This is a genomic window from Kitasatospora sp. RG8 (genome assembly GCF_017813315.1).
Classification (GTDB): Bacteria; Actinomycetota; Actinomycetes; order Streptomycetales; family Streptomycetaceae; genus Kitasatospora.
The window spans coordinates 131,581-149,050 of the sequence record NZ_JAGIYX010000010.1; the positions used below are offsets into that span (position 1 = coordinate 131,581).

Below are 17,470 nucleotides of genomic sequence, written 5' to 3' on the forward strand. Positions count from 1 at the left end.
TTGAGGGCACCGAGGGCATTGAGAGGGATCTGATGGGAATCGAGGAGAAGCTGCCGAGCGGCTTTCTGCTCACGAGTGTGGAGACGGCCGCGGGCTGGGTGCGCAAGGCGTCGCTCTTCCCGGCCACCTTCGGACTGGCCTGCTGCGCGATCGAGATGATGACCACCGGCGCCGGCCGCTACGACCTGGCCCGGTTCGGCATGGAGGTCTTCCGGGGCTCCCCCCGGCAGGCCGATCTGATGATCGTGGCGGGGCGGGTGAGCCAGAAGATGGCCCCGGTGCTGCGCCAGGTGTACGACCAGATGGCCAACCCGAAGTGGGTCATCTCGATGGGTGTCTGCGCCTCCTCGGGCGGCATGTTCAACAACTACGCGATCGTGCAGGGTGTCGACCACATCGTCCCGGTCGACATCTACCTGCCCGGCTGCCCGCCCCGCCCGGAGATGCTGATGGACGCGATCCTGAAGCTGCACGACAAGATCCAGCACGAGCCGCTGGGCGCGAACCGCCGCCGCGCCGAGGAGCTGGGTGAGGCGCTCGCCCTGAAGGCCACCCCGGTGAGCGAGATGCGGGGGCAGCTGCGATGAACGACCAGGTACCCGAGACCCGGCGCGAGCAGCCGCACCGCGAGATCCCGGTCGAGGTGGTCGGCCGGCGCCAGGGCATGTTCGGCGCCGAGGGCAGCGGTGACACCTCCGGCTTCGGCGGCCTCGCCGCCCCGATCGCCCTGCCGCCCGCGAGCCAACGCCCCTACGGGGGCTGGTTCGACGAGGTCGCGGACGAGCTGGAGGGGGCGCTGGAGGAGCAGGGCCTCGACCCCGCGGAGGTGATCGAGAAGACCGTCGTCGACCGCGCCGAGCTCACCTTCCACGTCGCCCGCGAGCACCTGCTGAAGACCGTCCGCACGCTGCGCGACGACCCCGCGCTCCGCTTCGAGCTCTGTCTCGGCGTGAGCGGCGTCCACTACCCGGGCGACCAGGGTCGTGAGCTGCACGCGGTCTACCACCTGCGCTCGATCACCCATGGCCGGCTGCTCCGGCTGGAGGTGACCGCTCCGGACTCCGACCCGCGGATCCCGTCCGTGGTCAGCGTCTACCCGACCAACGACTGGCACGAGCGCGAGGCCTACGACTTCTTCGGCCTGGTCTTCGAGGGGCACCCCGCGCTCACCCGGATCATGATGCCGGACGACTGGCTGGGCCACCCGCAGCGCAAGGACTACCCGCTCGGCGGCATCCCCGTCGAGTACAAGGGCGCCCAGATCCCGGCACCCGACCAGCGGAGGTCGTACAGCTGATGAGTACTCAGCACTACGAGAAGGCCGAAGAGGCGGCAGCGGCGGCGGCCGAGGAGGCGGCAGCGGCGGAGGCCGCGGCGTCCCGCGAGACCACCGAGGGCCGGGTCTTCACCGTCACCGGCGGCGACTGGGGCGAGGTGGTCGAGGCGGTCGGCCGGGCCGACGACGAGCGCATCATCGTCAACATGGGCCCCCAGCACCCGTCCACCCACGGCGTGCTGCGGTTGATCCTGGAGATCGACGGCGAGACGGTGACGGAGGCGCGCTGCGGCATCGGCTACCTCCACACCGGCATCGAGAAGAACATGGAGTTCCGCAGCTGGGTCCAGGGCACCACCTTCGTGACGCGGATGGACTACCTGACCCCGCTGTTCAACGAGACCGCCTACTGTCTGGCGGTCGAGAAGCTGCTCGGCATCACCGACGACGTCCCGGACCGCGCCAGCGTCATCCGCGTCCTGATGATGGAGCTCAACCGGATCTCCTCCCACCTGGTCTGCCTGGCCACCGGCGGCATGGAGATCGGCTCCACCACCCTGATGATCTACGGGTTCCGCGACCGCGAGCTCATCCTGGACGTCTTCGAGCTGGTCACCGGCCTGCGGATGAACCACGCCTACGTCCGCCCGGGCGGCCTCGCCCAGGACCTCCCGCCCGGCGCGGTCGACCAGATCCGCGAGGCGGTCAGGACGCTCCGCTCGCGGATGCACGAGTACGACAAGCTGGCCACCGGCAACCCGGTGTTCAAGGCCCGCCTGGTCGACGTCGGCTTCCTCGACCTGCCCGGCTGCCTGGCCCTCGGTGCCACCGGCCCGATCCTGCGCGCCACCGGCCTGCCGCACGACCTGCGCAAGACCGATCCGTACTGCGGCTACGAGGACTACGACTTCGAGGTCGCGATCGCCGAGAGCGCCGACTCCTACGGCCGCTTCCTGATCCGGCTGGAGGAGATGCGGCAGTCGCTGAGGATCGTCGAGCAGTGCCTGGACCGGCTGCGTCCGGGCCCGGTCATGGTGGCCGACAAGAAGATCGCCTGGCCCGCCCAACTGGCCGTCGGCCCGGACGGGATGGGCAACTCCCTCGACCACATCCGCAAGATCATGGGCACCTCGATGGAGGCGCTGATCCACCACTTCAAGCTGGTCACCGAGGGCTTCCGGGTCCCGGTCGGCCAGGCGTACGCGGCGGTCGAGTCGCCCAAGGGCGAGCTGGGCGTGCACGTGGTCAGCGACGGCGGGACGCGCCCGTACCGGGTCCACTTCAGGGACCCGTCGTTCACCAATCTGCAGACGATGGCGGCGATGTGCGAGGGCGGCCAGGTCGCCGACGTGATCGTCGCGGTGGCCGGGATCGACCCGGTGATGGGAGGCGTGGACCGGTGAGCAACGTGGAACTCGGACTGCCGGCACTGCCGGCCAGGCCGTACCCCGAGGAGGTGCGCGCGCGCCTCGCCGCCGACGCCGCGGAGCTGATCGGCCGCTACCCGGTGGCCCGGTCCGCCCTGCTCCCGCTGCTGCACCTCGTGCAGGCGGAGGAGGGCTTCGTCAGCGCGACCGGCATCCGGTTCTGCGCCGAGCAGCTGGACCTCACCACCGCCGAGGTGACCGCCGTCGCGACCTTCTACACCATGTACCGGCGCCGGCCGGCCGGGAAGTACCACGTCGGGGTCTGCACCAACACCCTCTGCGCGGTGCTCGGCGGCGACCAGATCTTCGACGAGCTCCAGCAGCACCTCGGCATCCGCAACAACGAGACCACCGAGGACGGCGAGATCTCGATCGAGCACATCGAGTGCAACGCCGCCTGCGACTACGCCCCCGTGGTGATGGTCAACTGGGAGTTCTTCGACAACCAGACTCCGGAGAGCGCCCGGCAGCTGGTCGACGACCTGCGCGCGGGCGAGGAGGTCCGGCCCACCCGTGGCGCCCGGCTCTGCAGCTTCAAGGAGTCCGCCCGGATCCTGGCCGGCTTCGCCGACGAGCGCGCCGGCGTCGTGGACGAGTCCGGGGCGGGCGGCGCGCCGTCGCTGGCCGGGCTGCGCCTGGCCAAGGGCGAGGCTCTGCCCGGCACCGCCGGCACCAAGGTCGTCTCCCCCCGCCACGAGGGCACCCGCAGCGACGGTACCCACCGCGACGGCACCCGCAGCGAGGGCACCCACCGCGACGGAACCGGCCACGAAGGGACCGAAGCGTGATGACGTCCGCCGAGCCGGCCGAGAAGCTGCTCACCCCCGTGCTCTCCGCGTCCTGGGACGACAGCCGCCCCTGGACGCTCGCCACCTACCGCCGTCACGCCGGCTACGAGGGCCTGAAGGCCGCCCTCGCGATGCCTCCGGACGACGTGATCGCCCTGGTCAAGGACTCCGGCCTGCGCGGCCGCGGCGGCGCCGGTTTCCCCACCGGCATGAAGTGGCAGTTCATCCCGCAGAACGACGGCAAGCCGCACTACCTGGTGGTGAACGCGGACGAGTCCGAGCCGGGCACCTGCAAGGACATCCCGCTGCTCTTCGCCAACCCGCACTCGCTGATCGAGGGCATGATCATCGCGTCCTACGCGATCCGCTGCGACCACGCCTTCGTCTACCTGCGCGGCGAGGTCGTCCCGGTGCTCCGCCGCCTCCAGGCCGCCGTCGCCGAGGCGTACGAGGCCGGGCTGCTCGGCAAGGACATCCTGGGCTCCGGCATCAACCTCGACATCACCGTGCACGCCGGCGCCGGCGCGTACATCTGCGGCGAGGAGACCGCCCTGCTGGACTCGCTGGAGGGGCGCCGCGGCCAGCCCCGGCTGCGCCCGCCGTTCCCGGCCATCGCCGGCCTCTACGCCTGTCCGACGGTGGTCAACAACGTCGAGTCGATCGCCTCGGTGCCGCCGATCCTGGCCAAGGGCAAGGAGTGGTTCAAGGGCCTGGGCACCGAGAAGTCCCCGGGCTTCACGCTCTACTCGCTCTCCGGCCACGTCACCAACCCCGGCCAGTACGAGGCCCCGCTCGGCATCACCCTGCGCCAGCTGCTGGACATCAGCGGGGGCGTCCGGGCCGGGCACCGGCTCAAGTTCTGGACGCCGGGCGGCTCGTCCACCCCGATGTTCACCGACGAGCACCTCGACGTCCCGCTCGACTACGAGGGGGTCGGCGCGGCCGGCTCGATGCTCGGCACCAAGGCGCTGCAGATCTTCGACGAGACCACCTGCGTCGTCCGGGCCGTGACCCGCTGGACGGAGTTCTACGCCCACGAGTCCTGCGGCAAGTGCACGCCGTGCCGCGAGGGCACCTACTGGCTGGTCCAGCTGCTCAAGCGGATCGAGTCCGGGGAGGGCGTCGACGGCGACCTGGAGAAGCTGCTCGACATCGCCGACAACATCAACGGCAAGTCCTTCTGCGCCCTGGGCGACGGCGCGGCCAGCCCGATCGTCTCCTCGCTCCAGTACTTCCGGGCCGAGTACGAGCAGCACCTCGCCGAGCGCCGCTGCCCGTTCGACCCGGCCGCCTCCACCGTCTGGGCCGACGGCCCCCGCCCCGGCCACCAGTCCGCCACCGAAAGGGAGGTGCACGCGTGACGATCACAGAGCCATCCACCTCCACGGGCGACACGGGCGACAAGCCCGCGGTCGAGCTGGTCACGCTCACCATCGACGGCGTCGAAGTGCAGGTCCCCAAGGGGACGTTGGTGATCAGGGCCGCCGAGCAGATCGGCACCCAGATCCCGCGCTTCTGCGACCACCCGCTGCTCGATCCGGCCGGCGCCTGCCGGCAGTGCATCGTCGAGATCGAGGGCCAGCGAAAGCCGGTCGCCTCCTGCACCATCCCGGTGGCCGAGGGCATGGTGGTCCGTACGCAGGTCAGCTCGCCGGTGGCCGAGAAGGCGCAGCGCGGCGTGATGGAGCTGCTGCTGATCAACCACCCGCTGGACTGCCCGGTCTGCGACAAGGGCGGCGAGTGCCCGCTGCAGAACCAGGCGATGTCGACCGGCGACACCGACTCCCGCTTCGAGGGGATGAAGCGCACCTACGAGAAGCCGATCCCGCTCAGCACCCAGGTGCTGCTGGACCGCGAGCGCTGCGTGCTCTGCGCCCGCTGCACCCGCTTCTCGCAGCAGATCGCCGGGGACCCGTTCATCGACCTGGTCGAGCGCGGCGCCCTCCAGCAGGTCGGCACCGGCGACGCCGAGCCGCTCGACTCCTACTTCTCCGGCAACACCATCCAGATCTGCCCGGTCGGCGCTCTCACCTCGGCGGCTTATCGTTTCCGCTCCCGCCCGTTCGACCTGGTCTCCTCGCCGAGCGTCTGCGAGCACTGCTCCTCCGGCTGCGCCCAGCGCACCGACCACCGGCGCGGCAAGGTGCTGCGCCGGCTGGCGGGGGAGGACCCGGCGGTCAACGAGGAGTGGAACTGCGACAAGGGCCGGTTCGCCTTCCGCTACGCCCAGCAGCGCGACCGGCTCACCACCCCGCTCGTCCGCGACGCCGGCACCGGTGAACTGGCCCCGGCCTCCTGGCCGGAGGCGCTGGCCAGGGCGGCCGAGGGTCTGCGCGGCGCCCGGGCCGGTGTGCTCACGGGCGGCCGGGTCACCGTCGAGGACGCCTACGCCTACGCCAAGTTCGCCCGGGTGGTGCTCGGCACCAACGACGTGGACTTCCGCGCCCGCCCGCACAGCGGCGAGGAGGCGGACTTCCTGGCCGCCGTCGTGGCCGGCCGCGGCACCGACCTCGACGGGAGCGGCGTCACCTACGAGGAGCTGGAGGGCGCTCCGGCCGTCCTGCTCGCGGGCTTCGAGCCCGAGGAGGAGTCGCCGATCGTCTTCCTGAGGCTGCGCAAGGCGACGCGCGCCGGCGGCCTCAAGGTGTTCTCGATCGCCGCCTTCGGCTCCCGGGGCCTGACCAAGCTGCGCGGCGCGCTGCTGCCCGCCGCCCCCGGCACCGAGGCCGAGTGGCTGGCCGCGCTCGCCGCCGACGAGCCGCTGAACGACGACGCCGGCCGCGCCGGGGGGCTGCTGCGCACCCCCGGCGCCGTCATCCTGGTCGGCGAGCGGCTGGCCGCCACCCCCGGCGCACTGACCGCCGCCCTGCGACTGTCCCACGCCACCGGCGCCCGGCTCGCCTGGGTGCCGCGCCGGGCCGGTGAGCGCGGCGCGGTCGAGGCCGGCGCACTGCCGGGGCTGCTGCCCGGCGGCCGTCCGGTATCGGCGCCGGCCGCGCGCGCCGAGGCCGCCGCCGCCTGGGGGGTGGCCGAACTCCCGGCCCGGCCCGGCCGGGACACCGAGGACATCCTCGGCGCGGCCGTCGGCGGCGAACTCGGCGCGCTGCTCGTCGGCGGTGTCGACCCGGACGACCTGCCGGACCCGGCGCTCGCCGAGCAGGCGCTGGCCGCCGTGCCGTTCGTGGTCTCGCTGGAGCTGCGACCGTCCGCCGTCACCGCGCACGCCGACGTGGTGCTGCCGGTCGCCGCGGTGGCCGAGAAGTCCGGCACCTTCCTGGACTGGGAGGGCCGGGTGCGGATGTTCGAGGCCGCACTCAAGCCCGACCAGCAGATGGGCCGTCACCTCCACTCGGACGCCCGGGTGCTGAACATGCTGGCCGACGCGCTGGGCCACCGGCTCGGCCTGCCCGACGTCCGGGCCGCCCGGCTGGAGCTGGACCGGTTCGCGCCGTGGGCGGGGGACCGGGCCACCGACCCGGCCACCCACCCGGGACTGCTGCCCCGGCCGGCCACCGGCCAGGCGGTGCTCGCGGGTTGGCGGCAGCTGTTGGACAACGGCACGCTCCAGCAGGGGGACCAGCACCTCGCGGGGACGAGGCACCGGGCGGTCGCCCGGATCTCGCCGGTCACCGCGGAGGAGATCGGCGTGACGGAGGGGCCGTCCGCCGCCCTGCGGCTGACCGGTCCGGCCGGGTCGCTGACGCTGCCGCTGGAGATCACCAAGGACATCCCGGACCGCACGGTCTGGATCCCGCTCAACTCGACCCCGGGCGGCGCCCATCGCGCCCTCGGCACCACCGTGGGCCACCTGGTCACCATCGCGGCCGCCACCATCGCGGCCGACACCGGGACCCCGGGCGGCGCGACCCCCGACACCGGGACCCCGGGCGGCGCGACCCCCGGCACCGCGACCCCCGGCACCGCGACCCCCGGCATCGCGACCCCCGGCACCCCCGGCACTGAGGCCGACCCGACCCCGGAGGAGGAGCTGTGAACCTCGCCGCGTACGAGACCCTGGGCTTCTTCGGCCGCGACCCCTGGTGGCTGGTGCTGCTGAAGGCGGTCTTCTGCTTCGCCTTCCTGGTCGGCACGGTGCTGATCGCGATCGTCTGGGAGCGCAAGGTCGTGGCCTGGATGCAGCTGCGCATCGGCCCCAACCGGCACGGCCCCTGGGGCATGCTGCAGTCGCTCGCGGACGGCGTGAAGCTGGCGCTCAAGGAAGACCTGGTGGTCACGAGCGCCGACAAGGCGGTCTACATCCTGGCCCCGATCGTCTGCGCCATCCCCGCGTTCATGGCCTTCGCGGTGATCCCGTTCGGCCCGGCCGGTGACGAGGTGTCGATCTTCGGCACCCGGACGCCGCTCCAGCTGACCGACTTCCCGGTGGCGCTGCTCTACATCCTGGCGACGGCCTCGGTCGGCATCTACGGCATCGTGCTGGCCGGCTGGTCGTCCGGTTCGACGTACCCGCTGCTCGGCGGGATCCGTTCGTCCGCGCAGATGATCAGCTACGAGATCGCGATGGGCCTGTCCTTCGCGGCGGTGTTCATCTACTCGGGGTCGATGTCCACCTCGGAGATCGTCGCCTCGCAGCAGCCGACCTGGTTCGCGGTCCTGCTGCCGGTCTCCTTCATCGTCTACATCATCGCGATGGTCGGGGAGACCAACCGGGCGCCGTTCGACCTCCCGGAGGCCGAGGGCGAGCTGGTCGGCGGCTTCAACACCGAGTACTCCTCGCTGAAGTTCGCGATGTTCATGCTGGCCGAGTACGTCAACATGGTCACCGTCTCGGCGGTCGCGTCCACCCTCTTCCTGGGCGGCTGGCGCGCTCCCTGGCCGGTCTCCACCTTCTGGGAGGGGGCCAACCACGGCTGGTGGCCGATGCTGTGGATCATCCTCAAGATCCAGCTGCTGCTCTTCTTCTTCATCTGGCTGCGCGGCACCCTGCCCCGGCTCCGCTACGACCAGTTCATGAAGCTGGGCTGGAAGGTGCTGATCCCGGTCTCGCTGGTCTGGCTGGTCATGGTCTCCAGCGTCCGGGCGCTGCGGAACGAGGGCTACGACTTCGGCGAGGTGGTGCTGTACGTCGGCGCCCCGGCCGGCGCGATCCTGCTGCTCGCCCTGGCGCGGGACGTCGTGAAGCGCAAGCCCGAGCCGGAGGAGGCGGCCCCGTCCGCGGGGAAGTTCGACCCGATGGCGGGCGGGTACCCGGTGCCGCCGTTGCCCGGCCAGAAGCTCCAGCCGGTCCCGCGCCGGCGCAGCCGCGCCCCGAAGCAACTCCAGGACGCCCTCAACGGGGCCGACCATTCCGAAGGGAGCTGAACCGAGATGTCGTCCGACCAGAACGGCAGCGGCGACCGGCCAGACCGGCCCGACAAGCCTTCCGTCCTCGGGCCGGCCGCCGGCTTCGGCGTGACCTTCAAGGCCATGTTCAAGAAGCGGCTCACCGAGCAGTACCCGGAGCAGAAGAAGCCCACCGCTCCGCGCTTCCACGGCCGCCACCAGCTGAACCGGCACCCGGACGGCCTGGAGAAGTGCGTCGGCTGCGAGCTCTGCGCGTGGGCCTGCCCGGCCGACGCGATCTACGTCGAGGGCGCGGACAACCGCGAGGAGGAGCGCTACTCGCCCGGTGAGCGGTACGGCGCGGTCTACCAGATCAACTACGCCCGCTGCATCCTCTGCGGCCTCTGCATCGAGGCCTGTCCGACCCGCGCGCTCACCATGACCAACGAGTACGAGCTCGCGGACTCCTCCCGCCGGGACCTCATCTTCACCAAGGAGCAGCTGCTGGTCGGCCTCTCCGAGGGGATGGTCGACACCCCGCACGCGATCTTCCCCGGCGCCGACGAGGGCGCCTACTACCGGGGCGAGATCACCGCGGCGGCGCCGGGGACGGTTCCGCAGGAGCGCACCGACCGGGAGAAGGAGGCCCAGCAGTGACCGCCTCCTCCACGCTGAACCTCGCCGCCGTGACGGGCGCGACCTCCACCGGTGAGGCCGTCCAGTTCTGGGTGCTCGCGGTGATCGCCGTCGGCGGCGCGCTGGGCATGCTGCTGATGAAGAAGGCCGTGCACAGCGCGCTCTGCCTGGCGGCCACCATGCTCGCCCTGGCGGTCTGTTACATGGCCCAGGGCGCGGTGTTCCTGGGCGTGGTGCAGATCGTCGTCTACACCGGCGCGATCATGATGCTCTTCCTCTTCGTGGTCATGCTGGTCGGTGTCACCAGCGCCGACTCGTTGAAGGAGCAGCTCAAGGGCCAGCGGTTCGCCGCGGTGCTCTGCGGGCTGGGCTTCGGCGTGCTGCTGATCGCGGGCATCGCCAACGCCAAGCTGGACACCTTCACCGGCCTCGCCGAGGCCAACGCCGAGGGCAACGTCCAGGGCCTGGCCCGGCTGATCTTCACCAAGTACGTCTGGGCCTTCGAGGTCACCGGCGCGCTGCTGATCACGGCCGCGATCGGCGCCATGGTGCTGACCCACCGCGAGCACGTGAAGGCCCCGAAGACCCAGCGCGAGCTGGCGGCCCGGCGGATCCTGGACAACACCCAGGTCCCGCCGCTGCCCGCGCCCGGCGTCTACGCCCGGCACAACGCGGTGGACGTCCCCGGCCTGCTGCCGGACGGCACGGCCGCCGAGGACTCGGTGATGGGGACGCTGCGCGAGCGCGGCCAGATCCGCGACGTCAGCCAGGAGATGCTCCGGCGGATGGCCGAGCTGGAGTCGACCACCGCCGACTGGCTGGGCCGCGCGCCGTCCGAGCGCCCGTCGGTGACCGGCCCGCGCAACGGCCCGGGCAACGGCCCGGCCAACGGTTCCGGCAAGGGCTTGGGCAAGGGCCCGCGCAACGGCCCGGGCAACGGTTCGGGCAAGGGCTCGGGCAACGGCCCGCACAAGGAGCTGGAACCGGCGGGTACCAACAACCACACCGCGTCGAACGGCCACGACGAGGAGGGCGCGGAGTGAATCCGGTCAACTACCTCTATCTCTCCGCCCTGTTGTTCACCATCGGCGCCTCCGGCGTGCTGATCCGACGCAACGCGATCGTCCTGTTCATGTGCGTCGAGCTGATGCTCAACGCCTCGAACCTGGCCCTGGTCACCTTCTCCCGGCTGCACGGCAACCTGGACGGCCAGATCATCGCGTTCTTCACCATGGTGGTCGCGGCGGCCGAGGTCGTGGTCGGCCTCGCCATCATCGTCTCCATCTTCCGGACCAGGCACTCCGCTTCGGTCGACGACAGCAATCTGATGAAGCTGTAGGCGGAGGGCCTTCGGTGAACTCTCTCATTCCGCTGCTCGTGGCGGCTCCGCTGGCCGGTGCTGCCCTGCTGCTGCTCGGCGGCCGGTTCTTCGACCGCTTCGGTCACTGGCTCGCCACCGCGCTGGCCGCGCTCTCCTTCGGCTTCGGGCTCGCCCTGTTCTCGGACATGCTGGGCCGCCCCGCCGAGGAACGCGCCGTCACCAAATTCCTGTACACCTGGATCCCGGTGAACGGCTTCCAGGCCGACGTCTCGTTCCTGCTCGACCAGCTCTCGATCACCTTCGTCCTGCTGATCACCGGCGTGGGCACGCTGATCCACCTCTACTCGGTGGGGTACATGGCGCACGACGAGCGCCGGCGCCGCTTCTTCGGGTACCTGAACCTGTTCCTGGCGGCCATGGTGCTGCTGGTGATCGCCGACAACTACCTCCTGCTGTACGTCGGCTGGGAGGGCGTGGGCCTCGCCTCGTACCTGCTGATCGGCTTCTGGCAGCACAAGCCGAGCGCCGCGACGGCCGCCAAGAAGGCGTTCATCGTCAACCGCGTCGGTGACATGGGCCTCTCCATCGCGATCATGCTGATGTTCGCGGAGTTCGGGTCCTTCGCCTTCGGGCCGGTCTTCCAGGACGCCGGCCAGGCCAGTGAGGGCAAGCTGACGGCGATCGGCCTGATGCTGCTGCTGGCGGCCTGCGGCAAGTCCGCCCAGGTGCCGCTGCAGTCCTGGCTCGGGGACGCCATGGAGGGCCCGACCCCGGTCTCGGCCCTGATTCACGCGGCCACCATGGTGACCGCCGGCGTCTACCTGATCGTCCGCTCCGGTGCGATCTTCAACCTGGCGCCGGACGCCCAGACCGCCGTGGTGGCGGTCGGCGCGGTCACGCTGCTCTTCGGTGCGATCATCGGTTGCGCCAAGGACGACATCAAGAAGGCGCTGGCCGGGTCGACCATGTCGCAGATCGGCTACATGATCCTGGCGGCCGGCCTCGGTCCGATCGGCTACGCCTTCGCGATCATGCACCTGGTCACGCACGGCTTCTTCAAGGCCGGGCTGTTCCTCGGCGCGGGGTCGGTCATGCACGGCATGAACGACGAGGTGAACATGCGTCACTACGGTGGCCTGCGCAAGTACATGCCGGTCACCTTCGTCACCTTCGGCCTCGCCTACCTGGCCATCATCGGCTTCCCCGGCCTGTCCGGCTTCTTCTCCAAGGACAAGATCATCGAGGCGGCCTTCGCCAAGGGCGGCACCGAGGGCTGGATCCTCGGGCTCTGCACCCTCGTCGGTGCGGCCGTCACCGCGTTCTACATGACCCGGGTGATGATCCTGACCTTCTTCGGGGAGAAGCGCTGGCAGCCCGACACCGAGGGGCACGACCCGCACCCGCACGAGTCGCCGGGCACCATGACGACCCCGATGATCGTGCTGGCCTTCGGCTCGGTCTTCGCGGGCGGGCTGTTCGTCCTGAACAGCTCCTTCCTCGACTGGCTGGAGCCGGTCACCGGCCACGAGGAGGGTCACTCGCCGCTCTCCGCACTGACGGTCACCGTGCTCGCCACGGTCTGCATGGTGGTCGGCGTCGTGGTCTCGTACCTGATGTACGGGCGCTCCGCCGTCCCCGTGGTGCCGCCGGTCGGCTCCGCGCTCACCCGGGCCGCCCGCCGTGACCTGCTCCAGGACGACTTCAACCACGCCGTCCTGGTCCGGCCCGGTTCGGCGCTCACCGCGGCCCTGGTCTATTTCGACAGCCGCGGCCTGGACGGCTTCGTCAACGGCCTGGCCGCCGCCATCGGCGGCATCTCCAGCCGGCTGCGGCGGATCCAGAACGGCTACGTCCGCTCGTACGCGCTCTCCATGTTCGGCGGCACGCTGGTGCTGGTCGCCACGACTCTCCTGATGAGGTCCGTTTGATGAATAGGCCCGAAAACCGTTGGGGGGTACGGCCCGTGAGTGAGCGGCGGGGGCACCCCCGGCCGACGGCCGGGGGAGGACGAGGCACCGACCGGCGCGGGTGGGCGGACGCCCCCGCCGGGCGTCGGGGGTCCCCCCGGCCGGCGGCTGGGGCAGGGGTGGCGGCATGAGCTACCTGCTGTCCGTCACCTGCGCCGTCCCGGCGGCCGGCGCGGTGCTCACCGCCGCGCTGCCCGCCGGGTCCACCGAGGCCCGGCGGCGGACCACCAAGGCCGTCGCGCTCGGCGTCTCGGCCGTCACCCTGGCCCTGGCCGCCGCCGTGGCCGTGCGGTTCGAGCCGGGCGGGGCGCGCTACCAGCTGACCGAGTCCTACAGCTGGATCCGCTCCTTCGGCATCGACTTCTCGCTCGGCGTGGACGGCATCGGCACCGTGCTGGCACTGCTCACCGCGGTGCTGGTCCCGATCGTGATGCTGGCCTCCTGGCACGACGCCGACCCGGGGCCCGCCGCGCCGGACGGCACCTTCGAGAACCGCAGGCGCACCCAGGGCTTCTTCGCCCTGATCCTGGCGGTCGAGGCGATGGTGATCGTCTCCTTCTACGCCACAGACGTCTTCGTCTTCTACGTCTTCTTCGAAGCCATGCTGATCCCGATGTACTTCCTGATCGGCGGCTTCGGCGACAGGGCGGGCGGCCCCGAGTCGGCACGCCAGCGCTCGTACGCCGCGGTGAAGTTCCTGCTCTACAACCTGCTCGGCGGCCTGGTCATGCTGGCCGCCGTGATCGGCCTGTACGTGATCGCGCAGGACCAGGGCTTCGCGACCTTCGACCTGCCGACGCTGACCGGTGCGATCGCCGACGGCCGGCTGGTGCTCAGCGGCACCGCCGAGAAGGCGCTGTTCCTCGGCTTCTTCTTCGCCTTCGCGGTGAAGGCCCCGCTCTGGCCGCTGCACACCTGGCTGCCGAACGCGATGGGGGAGTCCACCGCCGGAACGGCCGTGCTGATCACCGCGGTGGTCGACAAGGTCGGCACCTTCGCGATGCTCCGCTACTGCCTCGGCCTCTTCCCGGACGCCTCGAAGACCTTCGCCCCGGCGATCCTGGTCCTCTCGGTGATCGGGATCATCTACGGCGCGCTGCTCGCCATCGGCCAGAAGGACATCAAGCGGCTGGTCGCCTACGCCTCCATCTCGCACTTCGGCTTCATCATCATGGGCATCTTCGCGCTGACCAGCCAGGGCCAGAGCGGCGCCACCCTCTACATGGTGAACCACGGCATCTCCACCGCCGCGTGGATGCTGGTGGCCGGCTTCCTGATCTCCCGCCGCGGCTCCCGCCTGATCGCCGACTACGGCGGCGTGCAGAAGGTCGCCCCGGTGCTCGCCGGGACGTTCCTGATCGGCGGACTGGCCACCCTCTCGCTGCCCGGCCTGGCGCCGTTCGTCAGCGAGTTCCTCGTCCTGGTCGGCACCTTCACCCGGTACCCGGCGATCGGCATCGTCGCCACCTTCGGCATCGTGCTCGCCGCGCTCTACGCCCTGCTGCTCTACCAGCGCACCATGACCGGCCCGGTCAAGGACGGGGTGCGCAGCATGTCCGACCTCAAGGTGCGCGAGCTCGCGGTCGTCGCCCCGCTGGTGGCGCTGACCGTCCTGCTCGGCGTCTACCCGAAGCCGCTCACCGACATCGTCAACCCGGCGGTGGACGCGACCCTCTCGCAGGTCCACCAGTCCGACCCGGCACCGGCCCACCCGGTCGCCGCCCACGGAGACGCCACCTCAGGAGGTGAGCACAAGTGAGCACCACCGGATGGCTCGCCGCCGCCGGCGGCAACAGCCTCGCCGCCGCCGGGGGCAACACCCAGAGCATCCCGGCGCCGCACATCGAGTACGGGCTGCTCTCCCCGATGCTGGTGGTGTTCGCCACCGCCGTGGCGGGCGTCCTGCTGGAGGCCTTCGTCCCGCGCCGGCACCGGCACCGGGCGCAGGTCTGGCTGGCCCTGCTCGGCCTGGCCGGCGCGTTCACCGCCGTGGTGGTGCTCGCCTCCCAGGGCTACGGCTCCACCAAGGTCGACCTGCTGGCGATGGGCGCGATCGCGCTGGACGGCCCGGCGCTCTTCCTGCAGGGCGTGATCCTGCTGGCCGCCGTGGTCGCGGTGCTCACCTACGCCGAGCGCAGGCTGGAGCCCAAGGCCGGCGGCGAGCCGGCCGACGCCTTCGCGGCGCAGGCCGCCGCCACCCCGGGCGGCGAGCAGGAGCGCGCCGCGGTCCGGGCGGGCTTCGGCACCAGCGAGGTCTTCCCGCTGACCATGTTCGCGGTCGGCGGCATGCTGCTCTTCCCCGCGGCCAACGACCTGCTGACCATGTTCGTGGCGCTGGAGGTCTTCTCCCTCCCGCTCTACCTGCTCTGCGCGCTGGCCCGCCGGCGCCGGCTGCTCTCCCAGGAGGCGGCGGTCAAGTACTTCCTGCTCGGCGCCTTCGCCTCGGCGTTCTTCCTCTTCGGAACCGCCCTGTTGTACGGGTACGCGGGCAGCGTGCGGCTCGGCGACATCGCGGACGTCATCTCCGGCAAGGCGCTGGCCACCCCGGCCCTGCTCTCCACCACCCAGAACGACGCGCTGCTGCTGGTGGGCCTGGCGATGCTCGCGGTCGGCCTGCTCTTCAAGGTCGGCGCGGTGCCGTTCCACTCCTGGACCCCGGACGTCTACCAGGGCGCGCCGACCCCGGTCACCGGTTTCATGGCGGCCGCGACCAAGGTGGCCGCGTTCGGCGCCTTCCTCCGGCTGTTCTACGTGGCCTTCCCGGGCCTGCGGCTGGACTGGCGGCCGGTGCTCTGGGGCGTGGCGATCCTGACCATGGTGGTCGGCGCGATCCTGGCCGTCACCCAGCAGGACGTGAAGCGGCTGCTCGCCTACTCCTCCATCGCGCACGCCGGTTTCATCCTGACCGGTGTGATCGCCACCAACAAGCAGGGCCTCAGCTCGGTGCTGTTCTACCTGCTGGCGTACTCCTTCGTGACGCTCGGCGCCTTCGCCGTGGTCACCCTGGTGCGCGACTCCAAGGGCGAGGCCACCCACCTGTCCAGCTGGGCCGGGCTGGGCCGGCGCTCGCCGCTGGTCGCGGCGGTCTTCGCGCTCTTCCTGCTGGCCTTCGCGGGGATCCCGCTCACCTCGGGCTTCACCGGGAAGTTCGCGGTCTTCCAGGCCGCGGCGGCGGGCGGGGCGACCCCGCTGGTGATCGTCGGTGTGCTCAGCTCGGCGGTGGCCGCGTTCTTCTACATCAGGGTGATCGTGCTGATGTTCTTCTCCGACCCGCAGCCGGGCGGCCCGACCGTGGCCATCCCGAGCGCCTTCACGGCCACGGCGATCGGCTTCGGAGTCCTCGTCACCCTCGGCCTCGGCCTGCTTCCGCAGTACTTCCTGGACCTGGCGTCGAAGGCCTCGCTCTTCGTCCGCTGAGCCCCGGGCCGGCCACCCGCCGGCGCTCCGCCGTCCGGGCCGCGCGCGCATCCGCGCGGCCCGGACGCGCCGCTCCCGGACCGGCTCCGACCAGCGCGTCCGGCCCGACCATGACAGGATCCGCACGCCCGTGCAGTGATCCACTCGCGACCGGATACCCTGCCTGTATGGCCAGCGGCGGCACTCAGGGACCAGGCCGCTAGATCGACCAGGGACAGAGGAGTGGTCTTCGTGACCGTCGTGGGACCCTTTGGGCTCAGCGTGCAGGACCGCGATCTGACCCGTGACGTCCAGGCCGGGATGGACGCGGTGGAGGCCGCGCTCATCGAGGCCGTGAAGAGCGACGTCCCGTTCGTGACCGTCACCGCCAGCCACCTGATGGAAGCGGGCGGCAAGCGCTTCCGCCCCCTGCTGGTGATGCTCGCCGCCCAGTTCGGTGACGCCAACGCCCCCGGTGTGGTGCCGGCCGCCGTCGTCGTCGAGCTGACCCACCTCGCGACGCTCTACCACGACGACGTGATGGACGAGGCCCCCGTGCGCCGCGGCGCCCCCAGCGCCAACTCGCGCTGGGACAACTCGGTCGCCATCCTCACCGGCGACTTCCTCTTCTCCCGTGCCTCCCAGGTGCTCGCCGACCTCGGCCCGGAGGCCGTCCGCGTGCAGGCCGACGCCTTCGAGCGGCTGGTCACCGGCCAGATCCTGGAGACGGCCGGTCCCGGCCCGGACGACGACCCGCTGCACCACTACCTCGACGTGCTCGCCGGCAAGACCGGTTCGCTGATCGCCGTCTCCTGCCGGATAGGAGCACTGCTGGCCGGCGCCGAGCCCTGGATCACGGACATCCTCAGCGCGTACGGCGAGCGCATCGGCATCGCGTTCCAGCTGGCCGACGACGTGCTCGACATCGCCAGTGACGGCCACGAGTCCGGCAAGACCCCCGGCACCGACCTGCGCGAGGGCGTGGCGACCCTGCCCACCCTGCTGCTGCGGCAGATGCCGGTGGACGAGTCGGACCCGGCCGACCTGCGGCTGCGCGAGCTGATCGACTCCGACCTCGGCGACGACGAGCTGCACTCCGAGGCGCTGCGGCTGCTGCGCCGCCACCCGGCGCTGGAGCACGCCCGCCGGGAGACGCTGCGGCACGCCGAGGAGGCCCGCGCGCTGCTCGGCCCGCTGCCGGAGGGCGCGGCCAAGGCGGCGCTCCAGGGACTCTGCGACGCGGTGGCCATCCGCACGATGTGAGGCGCCGGCCCGGACGAGTCCGGGCCCCGGTGTGATTTTGTCGCCCGGTGGTGGTGCGAGTAGGGAAGACTGGCCGTCGTCAGCTCAGCCCGCAGCACCGCCCGACCGGAAGG

The 17,470-nt window shown here is 71.4% G+C and carries 14 protein-coding genes; all 14 read left to right on the top strand.

The features are described from left to right. Nucleotides 1–32: 32 nt before the first annotated feature. Nucleotides 33–587, top strand: coding sequence for an NADH-quinone oxidoreductase subunit B family protein (locus tag J5Y04_RS17650; RefSeq protein WP_148643269.1), 555 nt, complete (start codon nt 33–35; stop codon nt 585–587). Further along, nucleotides 584–1,297, top strand: a complete 714-nt coding sequence (locus tag J5Y04_RS17655) for an NADH-quinone oxidoreductase subunit C (protein ID WP_209412987.1) — start codon at nt 584–586, stop codon at nt 1,295–1,297. Before J5Y04_RS17650 ends, J5Y04_RS17655 begins: the two co-directional genes overlap by 4 nt. Beyond that, complete coding sequence (locus tag J5Y04_RS17660) at nt 1,297–2,679, top strand: NADH-quinone oxidoreductase subunit D (protein WP_209412988.1); 1,383 nt, start codon at nt 1,297–1,299, stop codon at nt 2,677–2,679. The genes J5Y04_RS17655 and J5Y04_RS17660 overlap by 1 nt, the downstream gene beginning before the upstream one ends. Next, entirely contained in the window at nt 2,676–3,491 is an 816-nt protein-coding gene (gene nuoE, locus J5Y04_RS17665; protein ID WP_209412989.1) for an NADH-quinone oxidoreductase subunit NuoE, read from the top strand. Before J5Y04_RS17660 ends, nuoE begins: the two co-directional genes overlap by 4 nt. Next, nucleotides 3,491–4,852, top strand: coding sequence for an NADH-quinone oxidoreductase subunit NuoF (nuoF, locus tag J5Y04_RS17670; protein WP_209412990.1), 1,362 nt, complete (start codon nt 3,491–3,493; stop codon nt 4,850–4,852). Before nuoE ends, nuoF begins: the two co-directional genes overlap by 1 nt. Further along, nucleotides 4,849–7,485 carry an NADH-quinone oxidoreductase subunit G gene (locus tag J5Y04_RS17675; protein WP_209412991.1) on the top strand — a complete coding sequence of 879 codons (2,637 nt, stop codon included), beginning with the start codon at nt 4,849–4,851 and terminating at the stop codon, nt 7,483–7,485. Before nuoF ends, J5Y04_RS17675 begins: the two co-directional genes overlap by 4 nt. Next, nucleotides 7,482–8,813, top strand: a complete 1,332-nt coding sequence (gene nuoH, locus J5Y04_RS17680; protein ID WP_209412992.1) for an NADH-quinone oxidoreductase subunit NuoH — start codon at nt 7,482–7,484, stop codon at nt 8,811–8,813. Before J5Y04_RS17675 ends, nuoH begins: the two co-directional genes overlap by 4 nt. Before the next feature lie 105 nt (nt 8,814–8,918). Further along, entirely contained in the window at nt 8,919–9,431 is a 513-nt protein-coding gene (gene nuoI, locus J5Y04_RS17685) for an NADH-quinone oxidoreductase subunit NuoI (RefSeq protein WP_245204993.1), read from the top strand. Further along, the gene (locus J5Y04_RS17690; RefSeq protein WP_307853163.1) at nt 9,428–10,453 is read left to right on the top strand and encodes an NADH-quinone oxidoreductase subunit J; all 1,026 of its coding nucleotides are present in this window, start codon (nt 9,428–9,430) and stop codon (nt 10,451–10,453) included. The genes nuoI and J5Y04_RS17690 overlap by 4 nt, the downstream gene beginning before the upstream one ends. Beyond that, entirely contained in the window at nt 10,450–10,749 is a 300-nt protein-coding gene (nuoK, locus tag J5Y04_RS17695; RefSeq protein WP_209412994.1) for an NADH-quinone oxidoreductase subunit NuoK, read from the top strand. Before J5Y04_RS17690 ends, nuoK begins: the two co-directional genes overlap by 4 nt. Before the next feature lie 14 nt (nt 10,750–10,763). Next, entirely contained in the window at nt 10,764–12,659 is a 1,896-nt protein-coding gene (nuoL, locus tag J5Y04_RS17700) for an NADH-quinone oxidoreductase subunit L (RefSeq protein ID WP_209412995.1), read from the top strand. A gap of 166 nt (nt 12,660–12,825) precedes the next feature. Beyond that, nucleotides 12,826–14,457, top strand: coding sequence for an NADH-quinone oxidoreductase subunit M (locus J5Y04_RS17705; protein WP_209412996.1), 1,632 nt, complete (start codon nt 12,826–12,828; stop codon nt 14,455–14,457). 68 nt (nt 14,458–14,525) lie between these two features. Next, the gene (nuoN, locus tag J5Y04_RS17710) at nt 14,526–16,115 is read left to right on the top strand and encodes an NADH-quinone oxidoreductase subunit NuoN (RefSeq protein ID WP_307853173.1); all 1,590 of its coding nucleotides are present in this window, start codon (nt 14,526–14,528) and stop codon (nt 16,113–16,115) included. Nucleotides 16,116–16,346: 231 nt separating this feature from the next. Continuing rightward, nucleotides 16,347–17,357 (top strand): polyprenyl synthetase family protein, encoded by a 1,011-nt coding sequence (locus J5Y04_RS17715; protein WP_209412998.1) that lies wholly within the window; start codon nt 16,347–16,349, stop codon nt 17,355–17,357. The last annotated feature ends 113 nt before the right edge of the window (nt 17,358–17,470 follow it).

Bases quoted from the DNA above. Each gene is read 5' to 3' on its own strand.
- J5Y04_RS17650 (WP_148643269.1), top strand. From the start codon at position 33: ATGGGAATCGAGGAGAAGCTGCCGAGCGGCTTTCTGCTCACGAGTGTG.
- J5Y04_RS17655 (WP_209412987.1), top strand. From the start codon at position 584: ATGAACGACCAGGTACCCGAGACCCGGCGCGAGCAGCCGCACCGCGAG.
- J5Y04_RS17660 (WP_209412988.1), top strand. From the start codon at position 1,297: ATGAGTACTCAGCACTACGAGAAGGCCGAAGAGGCGGCAGCGGCGGCG.
- nuoF (WP_209412990.1), top strand. From the start codon at position 3,491: ATGACGTCCGCCGAGCCGGCCGAGAAGCTGCTCACCCCCGTGCTCTCC.
- nuoI (WP_245204993.1), top strand. From the start codon at position 8,919: ATGTTCAAGAAGCGGCTCACCGAGCAGTACCCGGAGCAGAAGAAGCCC.
- J5Y04_RS17705 (WP_209412996.1), top strand. From the start codon at position 12,826: ATGAGCTACCTGCTGTCCGTCACCTGCGCCGTCCCGGCGGCCGGCGCG.